Annotated in this window: 17 protein-coding genes; 13 read left to right on the forward strand and 4 right to left on the reverse strand. The window is 67.5% G+C overall.

The window, feature by feature from the left end; all coding sequences use genetic code 11:
* The first annotated feature begins 2 nt into the window (after positions 1 to 2).
* From CD928_RS01760 to folP, 6 genes are all read left to right on the forward strand, one after another.
* Complete coding sequence (locus CD928_RS01760) at positions 3 to 233, forward strand: DUF1272 domain-containing protein (RefSeq protein ID WP_095384049.1); 231 nt, start codon at positions 3 to 5, stop codon at positions 231 to 233.
* Positions 234 to 255: 22 nt separating this feature from the next.
* A complete protein-coding gene (thiD, locus tag CD928_RS01765; RefSeq protein ID WP_095384052.1) occupies positions 256 to 1,410 on the forward strand; it encodes a bifunctional hydroxymethylpyrimidine kinase/phosphomethylpyrimidine kinase in 1,155 nt (384 codons plus the stop codon).
* A complete protein-coding gene (locus CD928_RS01770; protein WP_255247011.1) occupies positions 1,398 to 1,961 on the forward strand; it encodes a ribonuclease HII in 564 nt (187 codons plus the stop codon). The genes thiD and CD928_RS01770 overlap by 13 nt, the downstream gene beginning before the upstream one ends.
* Positions 1,962 to 1,988: 27 nt before the next feature.
* The gene (locus tag CD928_RS01775; protein ID WP_095384058.1) at positions 1,989 to 2,885 is read left to right on the forward strand and encodes an oxidoreductase; all 897 of its coding nucleotides are present in this window, start codon (positions 1,989 to 1,991) and stop codon (positions 2,883 to 2,885) included.
* 228 nt (positions 2,886 to 3,113) lie between these two features.
* Complete coding sequence (locus tag CD928_RS01780; protein WP_095384061.1) at positions 3,114 to 4,253, forward strand: site-specific DNA-methyltransferase; 1,140 nt, start codon at positions 3,114 to 3,116, stop codon at positions 4,251 to 4,253.
* A gap of 122 nt (positions 4,254 to 4,375) precedes the next feature.
* Positions 4,376 to 5,506, forward strand: a complete 1,131-nt coding sequence (gene folP / locus CD928_RS01785) for a dihydropteroate synthase (RefSeq protein WP_095384064.1) — start codon at positions 4,376 to 4,378, stop codon at positions 5,504 to 5,506.
* 26 nt (positions 5,507 to 5,532) lie between these two features.
* Here folP and CD928_RS01790 read toward each other — a convergent pair whose 3' ends face one another.
* The 3 genes from CD928_RS01790 to CD928_RS01800 form a co-directional block, all read right to left on the reverse strand.
* Complete coding sequence (locus tag CD928_RS01790; protein WP_095384066.1) at positions 5,533 to 5,874, reverse strand: helix-turn-helix transcriptional regulator; 342 nt, start codon at positions 5,872 to 5,874, stop codon at positions 5,533 to 5,535.
* A 10-nt stretch (positions 5,875 to 5,884) separates the two neighbouring features.
* Positions 5,885 to 6,541, reverse strand: coding sequence for an SRPBCC family protein (locus CD928_RS01795; protein WP_095384069.1), 657 nt, complete (start codon positions 6,539 to 6,541; stop codon positions 5,885 to 5,887).
* Positions 6,542 to 6,605: 64 nt separating this feature from the next.
* The gene (locus CD928_RS01800; RefSeq protein ID WP_095384072.1) at positions 6,606 to 8,039 is read right to left on the reverse strand and encodes a sigma-54 dependent transcriptional regulator; all 1,434 of its coding nucleotides are present in this window, start codon (positions 8,037 to 8,039) and stop codon (positions 6,606 to 6,608) included.
* A 235-nt stretch (positions 8,040 to 8,274) separates the two neighbouring features.
* Here CD928_RS01800 and CD928_RS22895 point away from each other — a divergent pair, with 235 nt between their 5' ends.
* The 5 genes from CD928_RS22895 to CD928_RS01820 all read left to right on the forward strand — a co-directional run bounded on the left by CD928_RS22895 (position 8,275) and on the right by CD928_RS01820 (position 12,159).
* Positions 8,275 to 8,400 carry an aa3-type cytochrome c oxidase subunit IV gene (locus CD928_RS22895; protein ID WP_141237057.1) on the forward strand — a complete coding sequence of 42 codons (126 nt, stop codon included), beginning with the start codon at positions 8,275 to 8,277 and terminating at the stop codon, positions 8,398 to 8,400.
* 10 nt (positions 8,401 to 8,410) lie between these two features.
* Positions 8,411 to 9,532 (forward strand): NAD(P) transhydrogenase subunit alpha, encoded by a 1,122-nt coding sequence (locus CD928_RS01805; protein ID WP_095384075.1) that lies wholly within the window; start codon positions 8,411 to 8,413, stop codon positions 9,530 to 9,532.
* Between the two features lie 24 nt (positions 9,533 to 9,556).
* Positions 9,557 to 9,838, forward strand: a complete 282-nt coding sequence (locus tag CD928_RS01810; RefSeq protein WP_095384078.1) for a proton-translocating transhydrogenase family protein — start codon at positions 9,557 to 9,559, stop codon at positions 9,836 to 9,838.
* 1 nt (position 9,839) lies between these two features.
* Positions 9,840 to 11,339: an NAD(P)(+) transhydrogenase (Re/Si-specific) subunit beta gene (locus CD928_RS01815; protein WP_095384081.1), complete on the forward strand. Its 1,500-nt coding sequence runs from the start codon at positions 9,840 to 9,842 to the stop codon at positions 11,337 to 11,339.
* Positions 11,340 to 11,460: 121 nt separating this feature from the next.
* Positions 11,461 to 12,159, forward strand: a complete 699-nt coding sequence (locus CD928_RS01820; RefSeq protein ID WP_095384084.1) for an aspartate/glutamate racemase family protein — start codon at positions 11,461 to 11,463, stop codon at positions 12,157 to 12,159.
* Positions 12,160 to 12,187: 28 nt separating this feature from the next.
* Here the strand turns inward: CD928_RS01820 and CD928_RS01825 are convergent, their stop codons facing one another.
* The gene (locus CD928_RS01825) at positions 12,188 to 12,601 is read right to left on the reverse strand and encodes a DUF2147 domain-containing protein (RefSeq protein ID WP_095384087.1); all 414 of its coding nucleotides are present in this window, start codon (positions 12,599 to 12,601) and stop codon (positions 12,188 to 12,190) included.
* 101 nt (positions 12,602 to 12,702) lie between these two features.
* Here CD928_RS01825 and CD928_RS01830 point away from each other — a divergent pair, with 101 nt between their 5' ends.
* Positions 12,703 to 13,920, forward strand: a complete 1,218-nt coding sequence (locus CD928_RS01830) for a parallel beta-helix domain-containing protein (RefSeq protein ID WP_095384090.1) — start codon at positions 12,703 to 12,705, stop codon at positions 13,918 to 13,920.
* Positions 13,917 to 14,942 carry an SO2930 family diheme c-type cytochrome gene (locus tag CD928_RS01835; protein WP_095384092.1) on the forward strand — a complete coding sequence of 342 codons (1,026 nt, stop codon included), beginning with the start codon at positions 13,917 to 13,919 and terminating at the stop codon, positions 14,940 to 14,942. Before CD928_RS01830 ends, CD928_RS01835 begins: the two co-directional genes overlap by 4 nt.
* Positions 14,943 to 14,950: the final 8 nt, after the last annotated feature.

Raw genomic sequence — 14,950 nt, forward strand, 5'->3', positions numbered from 1 at the left:
ACATGCTGGAAATGCGACCCGATTGCGAACGCTGCGGCCGCGACCTGCCCGCCAATATCCACGGCGCCTTCATCTGCTCGTTCGAGTGCACCTTCTGCGCCGATTGTGCCGACAAGCTCGACGAGCGCTGCCCCAATTGCGGCGGCGACCTGCTCGACCGCCCGTTGCGCGAAGGCGCGGCGCTGGCGAAGTTCCCGGCGTCGACCGAGCGGCGGCATCCGGGCGCGCGATGATTTTTCACTTCGAGCCTGTTCGATGACCGCGCGCGTCCTGATCATCGCCGGGTCCGACAGCGGGGGCGGCGCAGGCATCCAGGCCGACATCAAGACGGTGACGATGCTCGGCGGCCACGCGATGACCGCCATCGCCGCGATCACCGCGCAGAACACGCTCGGCGTGCAGGGCGTGCATCCGGTGCCGACCGACATGGTGCTGATGCAGATCGACAGCATCGCGTCGGATATCGGCGTCGATGCGGTCAAGATCGGGATGATCGGCAGCGCCGAAACCGCCGCGGCGGTCGCTGAGCGGCTCGCCCGGCCCGACCTTGCCGGCGCGCCGGTCGTGTTCGACCCGGTGATGGTCTCGACGAGCGGCTCGGTGCTCGCCGACGCCGCGACGATCCGCGCGTTCGAGGCGCTGCTGGCGCGCGCGGCGGTGGCGACGCCGAACCTCGGCGAGCTGGCGGCGCTGGGCGGCGAGGAGGCGATCCTCGCGCACGGCTGCGCGCTGCTCGTCAAGGGTGGGCACGGCGAGGGCGACACGGTGACCGACCGCCTGCTCGAACCGGACGCGGGCGAGGTCGCGCGCTGGGAGGCGCCGCGGATCGACACGCCGCACACCCACGGCACCGGCTGCACGCTGGCGAGCGCGATCGCGTGCGGTTTGGCGCAGGGCATGCCGATCGAGCCCGCGGTCGCGCGCGCGCGCGATTTCGTGCGCCTCGCGCTGCTCGATGCGCCGGGGCTGGGCGAGGGGCACGGCCCGATGGGGCAGCAGGCGGTGCGCAACGACGGGCTGTTCACGGGGCCCGCGCTCAACCAGATCACGCTGCCCGCGACCGACTATGCGGCGTCGGTCGCCTTCTACAAGCAGATGGGGCTGACGCAGATCGTCGACAGTCCGGGTGCTGAAGGAATTGGGGGTTATGCGCGCTTCGAGGCGGCCAACGGCGTGACTCTGTCGATTCACGTCGGTGACGGCACGGCGGGCGGCGCGACGGCGTATCTGGAGAGCGGGGCGCTCGACGCCTGGGTCGCCTATCTCGCGCGGCGCGGGGTGCGCTTCGACCAGATGCCGAAGGACGAGGAATGGGGCTGGCGCGAGGCGCGACTGACCGATCCCGCGGGGAACCGCCTCTGCCTCTATCAAGCGGGTGAATATCGAAGGTATCCGCCGTGGCGTATCTAACGGTGGGTGTCGACGAAGCCGGGCGCGGGCCGCTTGCGGGGCCGGTGGTCGCGGCCGCGGTGATCCTGTGCGAGGACGGGATCGACGGGCTCGATGACAGCAAGAAGCTGACCGCGAAGCGGCGCGGCGAGCTGGAAATCCTGATCAAGACGCGCTGCCGCTGGGGCGTTGGCGAGGCGAGCGTCGCCGAGATCGACGCGATCAACATCCTGCAGGCGACCTTCCTCGCGATGACGCGCGCGGTCGAGGCGCTGGGCTGCGACCCGCACGAGGTGCTGGTCGACGGCAACCGGCTGCCGCGCTGGAGATATCGCGCCCGCGCGGTGGTCGGCGGCGACGCGCTGCACCCCTGCATTTCGGCGGCGAGCATCATCGCGAAGGAGCATCGCGACCGCATCATGGTCGCCGCGGCGCGCGACTATCCGGTCTTTGGCTGGGCGACGAACATGGGCTATGGTACGCGCGAGCATCTCGCGGCGCTGCGCCAGCACGGTCCGACGCCGCTCCACCGGACCAGTTTTGCACCGGTCGCGCAAATGCAGCTGGTCTGACGCAGGGGCCTGAGGAGGGGAGAGAGCATGCGCAGCGGATTCAGCGCCGAAAATGTCGGCGTGCAGACCGGGCGGCGCTTCCTCGTCACCGGCGCCAATGCCGGGATCGGCTTCGAAACCGCGAAGATACTGGCCGCGCGCGGCGCGCATGTCGTGCTCGCGTGTCGCGACGAGGCACGCGTCGATGCGGCGATGACGGCGATCCGCGCCGACGCGCCCAAGGCCGAGTTCAGCTTTCTGCGGCTCGATCTCGCCGACCTCGATCAGGTGCGCGACGCGGCGGCGGCGGTGCTCGCGGGGCCGCGGATCGACGTGCTGATCAACAATGCCGGCGTGATGATCCCGCCGCGCACATTGACGAAACAGGGTTTCGAGCTGCAGTTCGGGGTCAATCACCTCGGCCCCTTCGCCTTCACGGGCCTTGTTCATCCGCATGTCGACGACCGCATCGTGATCACCGCGAGCCTCGCGCACAAGGGCGGCCTGATGGATTACAGCGATCTCGACGCGAGCCGCAGCTACCATAATTGGCAGCGTTACCAGACGAGCAAGCTCGCCAACCTGCTCACGATGTTCGAGCTCGACCGGCGCCTCGGTGCCGCGGGGCGGGCGACGCAGGCGATCGGCTGCCATCCCGGCGTCGCGCTCACCGAGCTGACGCGGCACCTTCCGTTGCCGCTGCGCTATATGACCCCGCTCGCGACGCCCTTCTTCAACAGCGCGGCGCAGGGTGCGTGGCCGACGCTGCAGGCGGCGACCGGAGCGAACGTCCAGGGCGGCGACTATCTGGGGCCGCAGGGGCTGGGCGAGGTGACCGGCCGTTCGGGCCCGGCGCGCGCAACGAGCATGGCGCGCGACCCGAAGCTGGCGCGCGAATTGTGGGAACGCTCGGTCGACCTGACCGGGGTCGATCCGGGGATTTGATTCCTCTCCTCCCAAGGGAGAGGAATTTTTTCGCCACTGAGTCCTCCCGGTCACACCACCAGTGGTTGAGTCTCCGAGTCGCGACAGGCTCCATATGTCGTGGCAGACTCCTTTCGTTCTCATCCCCTTAACCATTTGGACACGCGGATTCCTTAGAATCCTGAGCTTGACGGCGGACTCCGCCGGACTCATCAAGGCCTTCTTTGCAATGAAACAGGGGCAAGCGGCATGGGTGTGATGGAGCGGGTCAAGGCCCCGGCGGTAAAGCAGCGCGCGGCGAAAACGGCGCGCACGGACCTTCCGCTCGACAGCATATTGCAGGGCGATTGCGTCGAGATGATGCGCTCGCTGCCCGCGGCGTCGGTCGACATGATCTTCGCCGACCCGCCATACAATCTCCAGCTCGGCGGCGACCTGCTGCGCCCCGACGGTAGCCAGGTCGATGCGGTCGACGACGATTGGGACAAGTTCGACAGCCTCGCGACCTACGACCGCTTCACCCATGCGTGGCTCAAGGAAGCGAAGCGCATCCTGAAGCCCGGCGGCAGCATCTGGGTGATCGGCAGCTATCACAATATCTTCCGCGTCGGCGCGGCGCTGCAGGATCAGGGATACTGGATCCTCAACGACATCGTGTGGCGCAAGGCGAACCCGATGCCCAATTTCAAGGGCACGCGCTTCACCAACGCGCACGAGACGCTGATCTGGGCGTCGATGGGCGAAAAGGCGCGCTACACCTTCAACTATCGCGCGATGAAGACGCTGAACGACGAATTGCAGATGCGTTCGGACTGGCTGATCCCTATCTGCGGTGGGCAGGAGCGCTTGAAGAAGGGCGGAACGAAAGTTCACCCGACGCAGAAGCCCGAGGCGCTGCTCTATCGCATCCTGCTCGCCTGCTCGAACCCCGGCGACGTGATTCTCGACCCCTTCTTCGGCACCGGCACCACCGGCGCGGTCGCGAAGCGGCTCGGGCGCCATTTCATCGGCATCGAGCGCGAGGATGATTATATCGCGGCGGCGAAGGAGCGCATCGAGATGGCGCTGCCGCTCGACGAAAGCGCGGTGAAGACGATGATGGCGCCCAAGGCGGCGACGCGCGTCGCTTTCGGCACGCTCGTCGAATGCGGGATGATCGCACCCGGGACGGTGCTCACCGACACGAAACGCCGCTGGAAGGCCAAGGTGCGCGTCGACGGCAGCCTCGATTGCGAGGGACAGGCCCCGGGGTCGATCCACAAGGTCGGCGCGGGCGTGCAGGGCGCGCCGAGCTGCAACGGCTGGACCTTCTGGCACGTCGACGACGGCAAGCAATTGCGCGTGATCGACGCGGTGCGGCAGGATTGGCTGCTCGCGAACGAGGCGTAACAGGCAAGAATGATCGTCGCCCCCGCAAAGGCGGGGGCCGTAGTCGGCTTACCACGACGTGGCGGTTCAATGATGCCAGCGGCCCCCGCCTTCGCAGGGGCGACGGATAGGGGGGAACGGGCATGTTCGCACCACTGACCAGGCCCGGCCTCGGCGCCGTCTCGCCCGGCGCCAAAATCTATTGCCGCCCGGCCTGTTTCGTCGACCGGCCGCACGAGCTGGACGACGCCTGCCTGCGGCTCGCCGACACGATGCTCTGGTTCGCCGCGTGGCACGTCAGCCTGCGTGACAGCGGCACGGTTCGATCGGCGGTCGTGCCGGTTCCCCAGCTCGGGGACTGGATCGCCGCCATGCCCGATGCGCTCGGTGAAGCGGCAACCGTGCAGCGCGCCGCGGTGCAGCGCCCGCGCGGTGCGCTGGCGCTCGGTGCGCGGACGGTGCGGCTGAGCGAACCGCAATTGATGGGTATCCTCAACGTCACGCCCGACAGCTTCTCCGACGGCGGCAAGCATGTCGATGCCGCGGCGGCGGCGGAGGCGGGCTTCGCGATGGCGTCGGCGGGCGCCGCGATCCTCGATGTCGGCGGCGAATCGACGCGGCCCGGCGCGCCGCTGGTCTGGGAAGGCGACGAGATCGCGCGCGTCGAGGGCGTCGTCGCGGCGCTCGCGAAAGGCGGCGTCGCGGTGTCGATCGACACGCGCAAGGCGGCGGTGATGGAAGCGGCGCTCGCGGCGGGCGCGACGATCGTCAACGATATTTCGGCGCTCCGCTACGACGACCGCGCGATGGACGCCGTCGCGCGCGCGGGCTGCCCGGTGGTGCTGATGCACGCGCCGTCGGCGAAGAGCGACCCGCACGAGGGCGGCGGCTACGATCATGTGCTGTTCGAGGTGTACGACATGCTCGCCGAGCGCATCGCGGCGTGCGTCGCCGCGGGGGTCGATCCCGCGAAGATCATCGTCGATCCGGGGCTCGGCTTCGGCAAGGGGATCGCCGACAATCTGGCGCTGGTGAACGGTCTGGCGCTGTTCCACACGCTCGGCTGCCCGATCCTGTTCGGAGCCAGCCGCAAACGGATGATCGGCGCGCTCGACAATGAAGCGCCGGCCGACCAACGGTTGGGCGGGACGGTGGCGCTGCATTATCAGGCGGCGTCGCAGGGCGCGCAGCTCTTGCGCGTGCACGACATTGCGGAAAACCGGCAGGCCTTGCGCATCTGGCGCGGGTTGCGGGATGCGGCACTGACCGCTTAGTTCCCCTCCCACTTGCAGGAGTGGGATCAGTTTTCACCTTCCATCGTCCGCGCCTTCTTCCCCCGCGCCACCTCGGTCGCCAGCGCTTCGAAGCGCGGCTCCCATGTGCGCCGGAAGCGTTGCACCCAGGCGTCGATCTCGTCGAAACGCTCGGGTGCGACGGCATAAATCCTGCGTCGCCCCTCGGCGCGGGCGGTCGCGAAGCCATGGTCGCGCAGGACGCGCAGATGCTGCGACACCGCGGGCTGCGTGATGCCGAACTCGGCGGCGATCACCTCGACGACCTCGCCCGAGCTCCGCACGCCCTCGGCGAGGAGTTCGAGGATGCGGCGACGTACCGGGTCGCCGAGGATGTCGAAGGCGTGCATCAGGCTTGAATCATTGGGGCGCGGCGCCGCCGGTGTAGAAGGCGGTCGTGTCGGCGCCCGCGCGGTTCGCGGCGTCCGCGGCGGTTCCATAGGCGATCGATGCGGCGGTCCACGCGTCGCTGCTCGACGTCGCGAAGGCCTTGCCTTCGTCGCTCAGCGGCCAGGTCTCTTCGGCGAAGCGTTCCTTCACCGCCTCACCGGTTTCGAGGTGCCATGCGAGGCCGAGCAGCGACAGGTCCCAACCCACGCCGACCGCGCCGGGGCCGAAGCGGTCCCAGAACTCCTCCGACTTGTCGTCGAGCGGCGCGATATGGCGCAGCGTCAGGCGGGTGCCGCCGTCGCCGGCTTCGGCCAGCCCGACCTCGACCCAGCTCGTGCCGCCCCCGAACTCCCAGGTCAGCGCGAAGCTGCGCGGCGGTTCGCACGCGGTGACGGTGCCGCCGGCATTGCCCTTGATCTGGTATTTTCCGCCGAGGGTGAGGTCGCCCTCGACCGGTGCGAACCAGCGCGGGATGCGCGCCTTGTCGGTGATCGCGTTCCACAGGTCGTCGATTCCGGTCGCATAGTCGCGCGAAGCGACGACGGCACGCGCGGGCTGGCCTTCGTGGGTGGTGTCTTCGACCTTGCGGACGACGAGGGCGGCTTGCTGGATGGTATCGAACGCCATGATGATTCTCCCGGCTGATGGCTGGGATCATATCAATCGGTAATTATATAAGTCCAGACTTATATTATGCGGCGGTATCGATGCCAAGATCGCTGAGCTTGCGATAGAGGGTCGAGCGCCCGATGCCGAGCCGCCGCGCGACCTCGCTCATCCGGCCGCGGTAATGGCCGATCGCGAGGCGGATCACGTCGGCCTCGATTTCTTCGAGCGGGCGCAGATTGCCGTCGGGAAGGTAGAGGGTGACGCCGATCGCTTCGCCGTTGATCGCGATCTCGCCCTGTCCGTTCGACCCGCTGCCGCCCAGCGCGGCCTCGATCGCGGTAAAATCGGCGCTGGTGAGCACGTCGGTCTTGCTCGCGACCGCGGCGCGGAACAACACATCCTGGAGCTGGCGGACATTGCCCGGCCAGGCATAGGCGGCGAGCAGGCGGAGCGCGTCGTCGGTGACGCCGATCGGGCCCATGCCGGGAAGCCCGCCGATCCGCGCGAGCAGGTGGCGCGTGAGCGGGCCGACATCGCCGCGCCGCTCGCTCAAGGAGGGCAGGGTGAATTGCGCGCTCGACAGCGCATAAAACAGGTCCTCGCGGAAATGCCCCGCCTCGATCAGCTTGTCGAGCGGGCTCGCGCTGGTCGAGATGATGCGGACGTCGACGCTCTGGCGGATCGTGCCGCCGATCATCTGCACCTCGCCCGTGTTCAGGAATTCGACGAGCTTCGCCTGCGTTTCCAGCGGGATGCACTCGACATGGTCGATGATGATGCTGCCGCCGTCGGCCTGGACGATCCGGCCGATCTGGCGGTCGAAGGCGCCCGGAAAGGCGCCGCGTTCGTGGCCGAACAGGCCCGATCCGATCAGCCCCGGCGACACCGCCGAGCAATCGACCATGACGAGCTGGCCGCGCGCGCGCGGGCTCGCGCTATGGATCGCGCGGGCGAAGACTTCCTTGCCGGTGCCCGGCTTGCCGTTGATCATGACGGGCACACGCGCGCGCGCGGCCTTGGCGGCGATCGCGAGCGCGCTGCGGAAATTGGGGCTCGACCCGATGATCTCCTCGAAGGCGAGCGGCGCGCGGAGCTTTTCGGTCAGCGGGCGAAGCTCGCCCTGCGGGCCGGCGGTCGAGGCGATGCGGTCGAGCGCGCCGAGCAGCCGATCGGGGGCGATGGGTTTTTGCACGAAATCGCTCGCGCCCGCGCGCATCGCGCTCACCGCGACCTCGACCCCGTTGCGCATCGTGATGACGATCAGCGGTAGCGCGGGGCGCCAGCGGCGCAGTTCGGCGACGAATTCGGGGATGGCGATCCCGGGTGCGCCCTGGTCGACGAGCACCGCGTCGAGCGCCATGCCCTCCTGCGTGCCCAATTTGGCGAGCGCGGTGTCGGTGTCCGCCGCCACGGTGCTGCGCCAGCCGCCACGCGACACCAGCGCCGACAGGAAGCGCTGCTGTGCTGCTTCGCTGTCGACGATCATCACCGTTCGTGTGTCGCGCGTGCTCGCCATCGCTCTCGAATCTGCCCCTTCGCCGGCCCGATCCGGCCGCTGTTCCGCTCTCCCCGCCCGTTTTATGCAAGAGGGGTAAAGGGGCGATTAAGGCCGTCCGGCTTTGGCCGCGGGCGGCGCGCACCATTCCGCCCCTTGAGCATCGCGGGAGGCGTGGCTAAGACCAGCGCGAATCCAGATTTCGATCCCGCGCGCGCGGCGCGTGCGCGAAGCGAGCAGCAAAAGGGGAAGAGCCATGGCGTCCGAACAGGAAATGAAAGCGGCACAGGAAACCTATTCGGGCTTCCTGAGCCTGTTCAAGGTGGGGGCGATCATCACGATCGCCGTGACCGCCTTCGTCGTGCTCCTGCTCGCGTCCTGACCGGCCCGGCATGCGCATCGCCGTTCTGAAGGAACTCGCCCCCGGCGAGACCCGTGTCGCTGCGACCCCGGAAACCGTGAAGAAATTCATTGGCTTGGGGGCCGATGTTGCCGTCGAGGCGGGGGCGGGCGAGCCAGCCTCGATCGCCGACGCCGATTATGCCGCCGCGGGCGCCAGTGTCGGCAGCCGCGCCGATGCGCTGAAGGGCGCGAACATCATCCTCGGCATCCAGGGACCCGACCCCAAGACGCTGTCGGGCTTCGCCGACGGCGCATGGCTCGCCGCCGGGTTGAACCCCTTTGGCGAGCGCGAGCGCGTCGATGCCTATGCGAAACTCGGGATCGAAGCCCTCGCAATGGAGTTCATGCCGCGCATCACGCGCGCGCAGTCGATGGACATCCTCTCCAGCCAGGCGAATCTCGCCGGCTACAAGGCGGTGCTGATCGCCGCGAACGCCTATGGCCGCGCCTTCCCGATGATGATGACCGCCGCGGGCACGGTAAGCGCCGCCAAGGCGTTCATCATGGGCGTCGGCGTCGCGGGGCTGCAGGCGATCGCGACCGCGCGGCGCCTTGGGGCGCAGGTCAGCGCCACCGACGTGCGCGCCGCGACCAAGGAACAGATCCTCAGCCTCGGCGCCAAGCCGATCTTCGTCGAGAGCGTCGCGGGGATCGAGGGCGAGGGCGCGGGCGGCTACGCCACCGAAATGTCCGACGAATATAAGGCGGCGCAGGCCGAACTCGTGTCGTCGCACATCGCCAAGCAGGATATCGTCATCACCACCGCGCTGATCCCCGGGCGTCCCGCGCCGCGGCTGATCAGCGACGCACAGCTCGCGACGATGCGCAGCGGCAGCGTGATCGTCGACATGGCGGCCGAAAGCGGCGGCAATGTCGAGGGCTCGGTCGCGGGCGAGACGAAGCGCATCCACGGCGTCACCGTGATCGGCGCGCAGAATATCGCCGCGCTGATGCCCGCCGACACCAGCGCCTTGTTCAGCCGCAACCTGTTCAACTTCCTCTCGGCCTTCTGGGACAAGGAGGCGGGCAAGCCCCTGCTCGACGAGGAAATCGGCAACGCGGTGCGCCTCACGCAGGGCGGCAAGGTCGTGAACGAGCGGTTGCTCGGATAACCAACGAAGATCGGAAGACATATCATGGACTTCATTGCGATTTTTTCGATTTTCATTCTGGCCTGTTTCGTCGGCTATTTCGTCGTCTGGTCGGTGACCCCGGCGCTGCACACGCCGCTGATGAGCGTCACCAACGCCATTTCGTCGGTGATCATCGTCGGCGCGCTGATCGCCAGCGCCGCGGCGGGTTCGGCCTCGTCGAAATGGCTCGGCCTCGCCGCGGTCGTGATGGCGAGCATCAACATCTTCGGCGGTTTCGCCGTCACGTCGCGCATGCTCGCGATGTACAAGAAGAAGGGACGCTGAGATGGACGTCCAAGCGATTCTTTCGGCCGCGACCGGCAACCATGGCGCGGTAAATCCTTACGCGGCCATCGCCTATCTGGTGTCGGGCATCCTCTTCATCCTCGCGCTGCGCGGGCTGTCGAGCCCGGCGACGGCGCAGAGCGGGAACCGCTTCGGCGTGATCGGCATGACGATCGCGGTGGTCACCACCATGATCACTCATGCGCCCGAGGCGATGGTTCTCGACGGAGACGGAAGCTTTGTTCTCGATACGGTCGGCCTGATCGAAATCCTCGTCGCGATCGGCATCGGTGCCGTCATCGGCATCGTCATGGCGCGCAAGATCGCGATGACCGCGATGCCGCAGCTCGTCGCGGCGTTTCACAGCCTCGTCGGCCTTGCCGCGGTCGCGGTGGCGGCGGCGGCCTATCTCAACCCCGGCGCCTTCGGCATCGCCGATGCGGCGGGGCAGATCTTCACCGTCAGCCGCGTCGAGATGGGCCTGGGCATCGCGATCGGCGCGATCACCTTTTCGGGGTCGGTCATCGCCTTCCTGAAGCTCAACGGCAATATGTCGGGCGCGCCGATCATGCTGCCGCTGCGCCACGTCATCAACCTCGGCACGCTCGCCGCGATCATCGGCCTCGTCGCCTATTTCACCGTCGACCAGAGCCCTTGGGTGTTCTGGACCGTCACGGGCCTCAGCTTCGTGATCGGCTTCCTGCTGATCATCCCGATCGGCGGCGCCGACATGCCGGTCGTGGTGTCGATGCTCAACAGCTATTCGGGCTGGGCCGCGGCGGCGATGGGCTTCACGCTCCACAATACGGCGATGATCATCACCGGCGCGCTCGTCGGTTCGTCGGGTGCGATCCTCTCCTACATCATGTGCCGCGCGATGAACCGCAGCTTCATCAGCGTGATCGCGGGCGGTTTTGGCGCCGACGCCGCGGCTTCGGGCGGCGGGTCGAAGGAACAGCGTCCGTGGAAGCCGGGCAGCGCCGACGACGCGGCGTTCCTGATGAGCCAGGCCGAGAACGTCATCATCGTCCCCGGTTACGGCATGGCGGTCGCGCAGGCGCAGCACGCGCTGCGCGAAATGGCCGATGTGCTCAAAAAAGAGGGCGTGAACGTCAAATATGCGATCCACCCGGTCGCGGGACGCATGCCCGGCCATATGAACGTGCTGCTCGCCGAGGCGAACGTCCCCTATGACGAGGTGTTCGAGCTCGAGGACATCAATGGGGAATTCGCGCAGGCCGACGTCGCCTTCGTCATCGGGGCCAACGACGTGACCAATCCGGCGGCGAAGACCGACAAGACGTCGCCGATCTACGGCATGCCGGTGCTCGACGTCGAAAAAGCGAAGACGGTGCTGTTCGTGAAGCGCTCGATGGGCGGGGTCGGCTATGCCGGGGTCGACAACGACGTCTTTTACATGGACCAGACGATGATGCTGCTCGGCGACGCCAAGAAGATGGCCGACGACATCGTCAAGGCGTTGAACGGCGGCGGGCACTAGTTTTCTGCGTCTTGACGGCGCAGGCGGCACCGGCCCGCTCCCCCACCCGGCCTCCCATAGGATACTATGATCGGGAGGCCGGGTGGGGGGGCGGGCCGGTGCCGCAACCGATGGAGGAATTATGCGTAAAATCGGCCTGATCGGCGGCATGAGTTGGGCGTCGACCGAAATCTATTATCGCCATCTCAACAAGGGCGTGCAGAAGCGGATCGGGACGAGCTGTTCGGCGCCGATCCTGCTCGAAAGCCTCAATTATTGCGAGCTGTCGCGGCTGACCACGCCCGAGCAATGGGCGCACGCGAAGGATGTGCTGATCGAATCGGCGAAGCGGCTCGAGGATGCGGGCGCGACGGCGCTGATGATCGCGGCCAATTCGATGCACAAGGTGGCGGAAGAGGTCGCCGCGGCGATCTCGATCCCGCTCCTCCACATCGTCGACGAAACGGGGGAAAAGATCCGCGCCGATGGCGTCAAGTCGGCGGCCGTCATCGGCACGCGCAACGTGATGACCGAAGCCTGGTATCGCCAGCGGCTCGTACGCTACGGCCTGACGCTCGCCCCCTATGACGGCAGCCGCGCCGAGGAAATCGACCGCATCATCTACGATGAGCTGATGCAGGGCAAGGTGACCGAGGATTCGCGGCGCACGATGCGCACCTTCATCACCGACATCGCCAAGCAGGACGTCCAGGCGCTGGTGCTCGCCTGTACCGAGCTCGTCATGCTCGTCGATCCCGATGCCAATGTGCTGCCGATCTACGATGCCGCGCGGATCCACGTCGCCGCCGGGGTCGACTGGATCCTGGGCGACGCGCCCTGACAGACTCCCTTCCGCTCGCGGGAGGGTCTCAACTCACCCGCGTCCAGGTTACCGTGCGGCAGAAAACCGCGACGCACCCCTTCATCGTCAGCTTGTTGCCCCTGACGCGGAGATGCGCCTTGTAATAGCGCCCGTCCTCGGGGCTGTAGCCCTGGCCGCGCCAGCCGCCGTCGTGCGGGATCAGGTCCCAGTAGATTTGCAGCCCCGTCACCTGCCGTCCGCGCTTGGCCTTGTCGGGATTGCGCTCGTCGCGCTGGCCTCCCGCGGGCTGGTCGATCAGCAGGCGGTGGATGCGGCCGCACAGCTTGGCGCCGCACGGCATGATGTCGACGATGCCCTTGCCGTCGTCGGTCTTCCACCGCCCTGTGATCGGCGCCGGAGCCGCGGCGGCGGCGGCTGGAACGGCGAGCGCGACGAGCGCCACGAGATAGATGTGAAACATTGCGACCTCTCCCCCCTATTTTAACTACACCGATGTCAGCAACATGGCTTGGCTTCCGCTCACTCTTGCCGCATGACACGGGCAAAACAAGGGAGAGAGATATGCGAGTCACCTATTTGCCGCGCGCAGCCCTGCTGTCCTTTGCCGCGCTCGCCGTCGCCGCGGCGCCCGCCGCCGCGAAGACGATCAGCGTCAGCGCCGGCACCCCCGATGCGAACGAGAAATTACAGGAAGCGCTGATCCTCGCCGAACCGGGCGACGTCGTCGAACTGGGCGCGGGAACGTGGACGCTGACCGACGGGCTGTCGCTCGACGTCGACAATGTCACGGTGCGCGGCGCGGGGACGAAGGCTGGCGAGGGTTCGATCCTCGATTTCGCGGGCCAGCAGGGCGCGGGCGAGGGGCTGCTCGTCACTTCCGACGACGTCTATCTCACCAATTTCGCGGTGCTGAACACGAAAGGCGACGGCATCAAGTCGAAGGGCGCCGACCGCATCGTCTATCACCAGCTCCGCGTCGAATGGACCGCGGGGCCGAAGGAAACCAACGGCGCCTACGGCATCTATCCGGTCGAGAGCAGCGACGTGCTGATCGACAGCGTCTATGTCCGCGGCGCGTCGGACGCGGGCATCTATGTCGGCCAGTCGAAGAATATCGTCGTGCGCGATTCGATCGCGATGGAGAATGTCGCGGGGATCGAGATCGAGAATTGCTACGACGCCGACGTCCACGACAATGTCGCGACCAAGAACACCGGCGGCATATTGGTGTTCGACCTGCCCAGCCTGCCGCAGCAGGGCGGCCACAATGTCCGTGTCTTCGACAATATGGTGAACGACAACAGCACGCCGAACTTCGCGCCGAAGGGCAATATCGTCGCCAGCGTGCCGACCGGCACCGGGGTGCTGGTGATGGCGAACAGCCGGGTCGAGGTCTTCGACAATATGCTGGCCGACAACGGCACCGCCAATGTGATGATCGTCGGCTATCGCTATCCCTACAAGGACGAGAAATACCAGCCGCTGCCCAAGGATATCGCCGTCTGGGACAATCAGCACGGCAAGGCGGGCTTCGCGCCGGCCTTTCCGGGCGGAGCCGAGATCGCGGCGGCGATGGGCGGGAGCATCCCGCCGGTGCTGTGGGACGGCGCGGGGAGCGCGGTCGTCAACGACGACGTCGCGGTGCTGTCGCTGAACCTGCCCGACGTCGGGACGCCGCAGAGCGAGGCCAAGCCGTCGCCCGCGGACCTGAAGGGCGAGGCGCCGGCGCCGCTGCCCGGCATCACCCTGCCGGAAAGCATGGAGGCGCGGGTCCAGTGAAGCGCGTCGCCGCAGCTTTCGCCGCGGCGCTGCTGTGCGCGAGCGGTGCGGTCGCGGTCTCCGAACCGGGGCCGAACCAGGCGGTGATCGACAGCGCGGACATGCCGGCGAAGCTCTCCGCCTTCGGGATTTTCCGCGCCGGGACGAGCGAGCCGGTCGATGCGCTGCTGCCCTATACGCTGCACACGCCCTTGTTCAGCGACTATGCCGAGAAGCACCGGCTGATCTGGGTGCCGGCGGGGCAGCAGGCGCGCGTCGCGGCGGACGGGCATATCGACTTTCCGGTCGGCAGCCTGATCGTGAAGAGCTTCGGCTGGCCCGAACAGAATGGCGGCCGGCCGGTCGAGACGCGGCTGCTCCTCCACCGCGCCAGCGGCTGGACCGCGCTGCCCTATATCTGGGACGCCGACGGCAAGGACGCGACGCTCGCCATCGCGGGGCGGCGCGTGCCGGTGAGCTTCAAGAGCCCCGACGGCGCGGCGCACAGCATCCGCTATGCGGTGCCGAACAAGAATCAGTGCAAGGAATGCCACAGCAAGGCGGGGACGATCGTGCCGATCGGGCCCAAGGCGGCGAATATCGACTTCGGCACCGCGCTCAGCCGCCCCGATTTCGCACGCTTCTTCGTCAAGGTTCCGAGGACTACAGCGCCGATGCCGCGCTGGGACGACCCCGCGAGCGGTTCGCTCGAGCAGCGCGCGCGCGCCTATCTCGACGTCAATTGCGCCCATTGCCACAACCCGCGGGGTAGCGCGTCGAACAGCGGGCTGTTCCTGCGCTGGACCGACCCCATCGGCGTCAACTATGGCATCGGCAAGCGCCCCACCGCGGCCGGGCGCGGCAGCGGCGGGATGGAGTTCGCGATAAAGCCGGGCGATCCCGACCACAGCTTTCTCATCTATCGCCTCGAAAGCCTCGAGGCGGGAATCGCGATGCCCGAACTCAGCCGCTCGACGGTGCACAAGGAAGGCGCGGCGCTGCTCCGGCAATGGATTGCGGAGATGCCGAAGGACGGGCATTAGGCGGGGCC

It is taken from the genome of Sphingopyxis sp. GW247-27LB (assembly GCF_002277025.1).
Lineage (GTDB): Bacteria > Pseudomonadota > Alphaproteobacteria > Sphingomonadales > Sphingomonadaceae > Sphingopyxis.

Excerpts from the sequence above, each read along its gene's own strand:
- CD928_RS01760 (WP_095384049.1), top strand. The coding sequence starts at position 3 with ATGCTGGAAATGCGACCCGATTGCGAACGCTGCGGCCGCGACCTGCCC.
- thiD (WP_095384052.1), top strand. The coding sequence starts at position 256 with ATGACCGCGCGCGTCCTGATCATCGCCGGGTCCGACAGCGGGGGCGGC.
- CD928_RS01775 (WP_095384058.1), top strand. The coding sequence starts at position 1,989 with ATGCGCAGCGGATTCAGCGCCGAAAATGTCGGCGTGCAGACCGGGCGG.
- CD928_RS01780 (WP_095384061.1), top strand. The coding sequence starts at position 3,114 with ATGGGTGTGATGGAGCGGGTCAAGGCCCCGGCGGTAAAGCAGCGCGCG.
- folP (WP_095384064.1), top strand. The coding sequence starts at position 4,376 with ATGTTCGCACCACTGACCAGGCCCGGCCTCGGCGCCGTCTCGCCCGGC.
- CD928_RS01790 (WP_095384066.1), bottom strand. The coding sequence starts at position 5,874 with ATGCACGCCTTCGACATCCTCGGCGACCCGGTACGTCGCCGCATCCTC.
- CD928_RS01795 (WP_095384069.1), bottom strand. The coding sequence starts at position 6,541 with ATGGCGTTCGATACCATCCAGCAAGCCGCCCTCGTCGTCCGCAAGGTC.
- CD928_RS01800 (WP_095384072.1), bottom strand. The coding sequence starts at position 8,039 with ATGGCGAGCACGCGCGACACACGAACGGTGATGATCGTCGACAGCGAA.
- CD928_RS22895 (WP_141237057.1), top strand. The coding sequence starts at position 8,275 with ATGGCGTCCGAACAGGAAATGAAAGCGGCACAGGAAACCTATTCGGGC.
- CD928_RS01805 (WP_095384075.1), top strand. The coding sequence starts at position 8,411 with ATGCGCATCGCCGTTCTGAAGGAACTCGCCCCCGGCGAGACCCGTGTC.
- CD928_RS01810 (WP_095384078.1), top strand. The coding sequence starts at position 9,557 with ATGGACTTCATTGCGATTTTTTCGATTTTCATTCTGGCCTGTTTCGTC.
- CD928_RS01815 (WP_095384081.1), top strand. The coding sequence starts at position 9,840 with ATGGACGTCCAAGCGATTCTTTCGGCCGCGACCGGCAACCATGGCGCG.
- CD928_RS01820 (WP_095384084.1), top strand. The coding sequence starts at position 11,461 with ATGCGTAAAATCGGCCTGATCGGCGGCATGAGTTGGGCGTCGACCGAA.
- CD928_RS01825 (WP_095384087.1), bottom strand. The coding sequence starts at position 12,601 with ATGTTTCACATCTATCTCGTGGCGCTCGTCGCGCTCGCCGTTCCAGCC.
- CD928_RS01830 (WP_095384090.1), top strand. The coding sequence starts at position 12,703 with ATGCGAGTCACCTATTTGCCGCGCGCAGCCCTGCTGTCCTTTGCCGCG.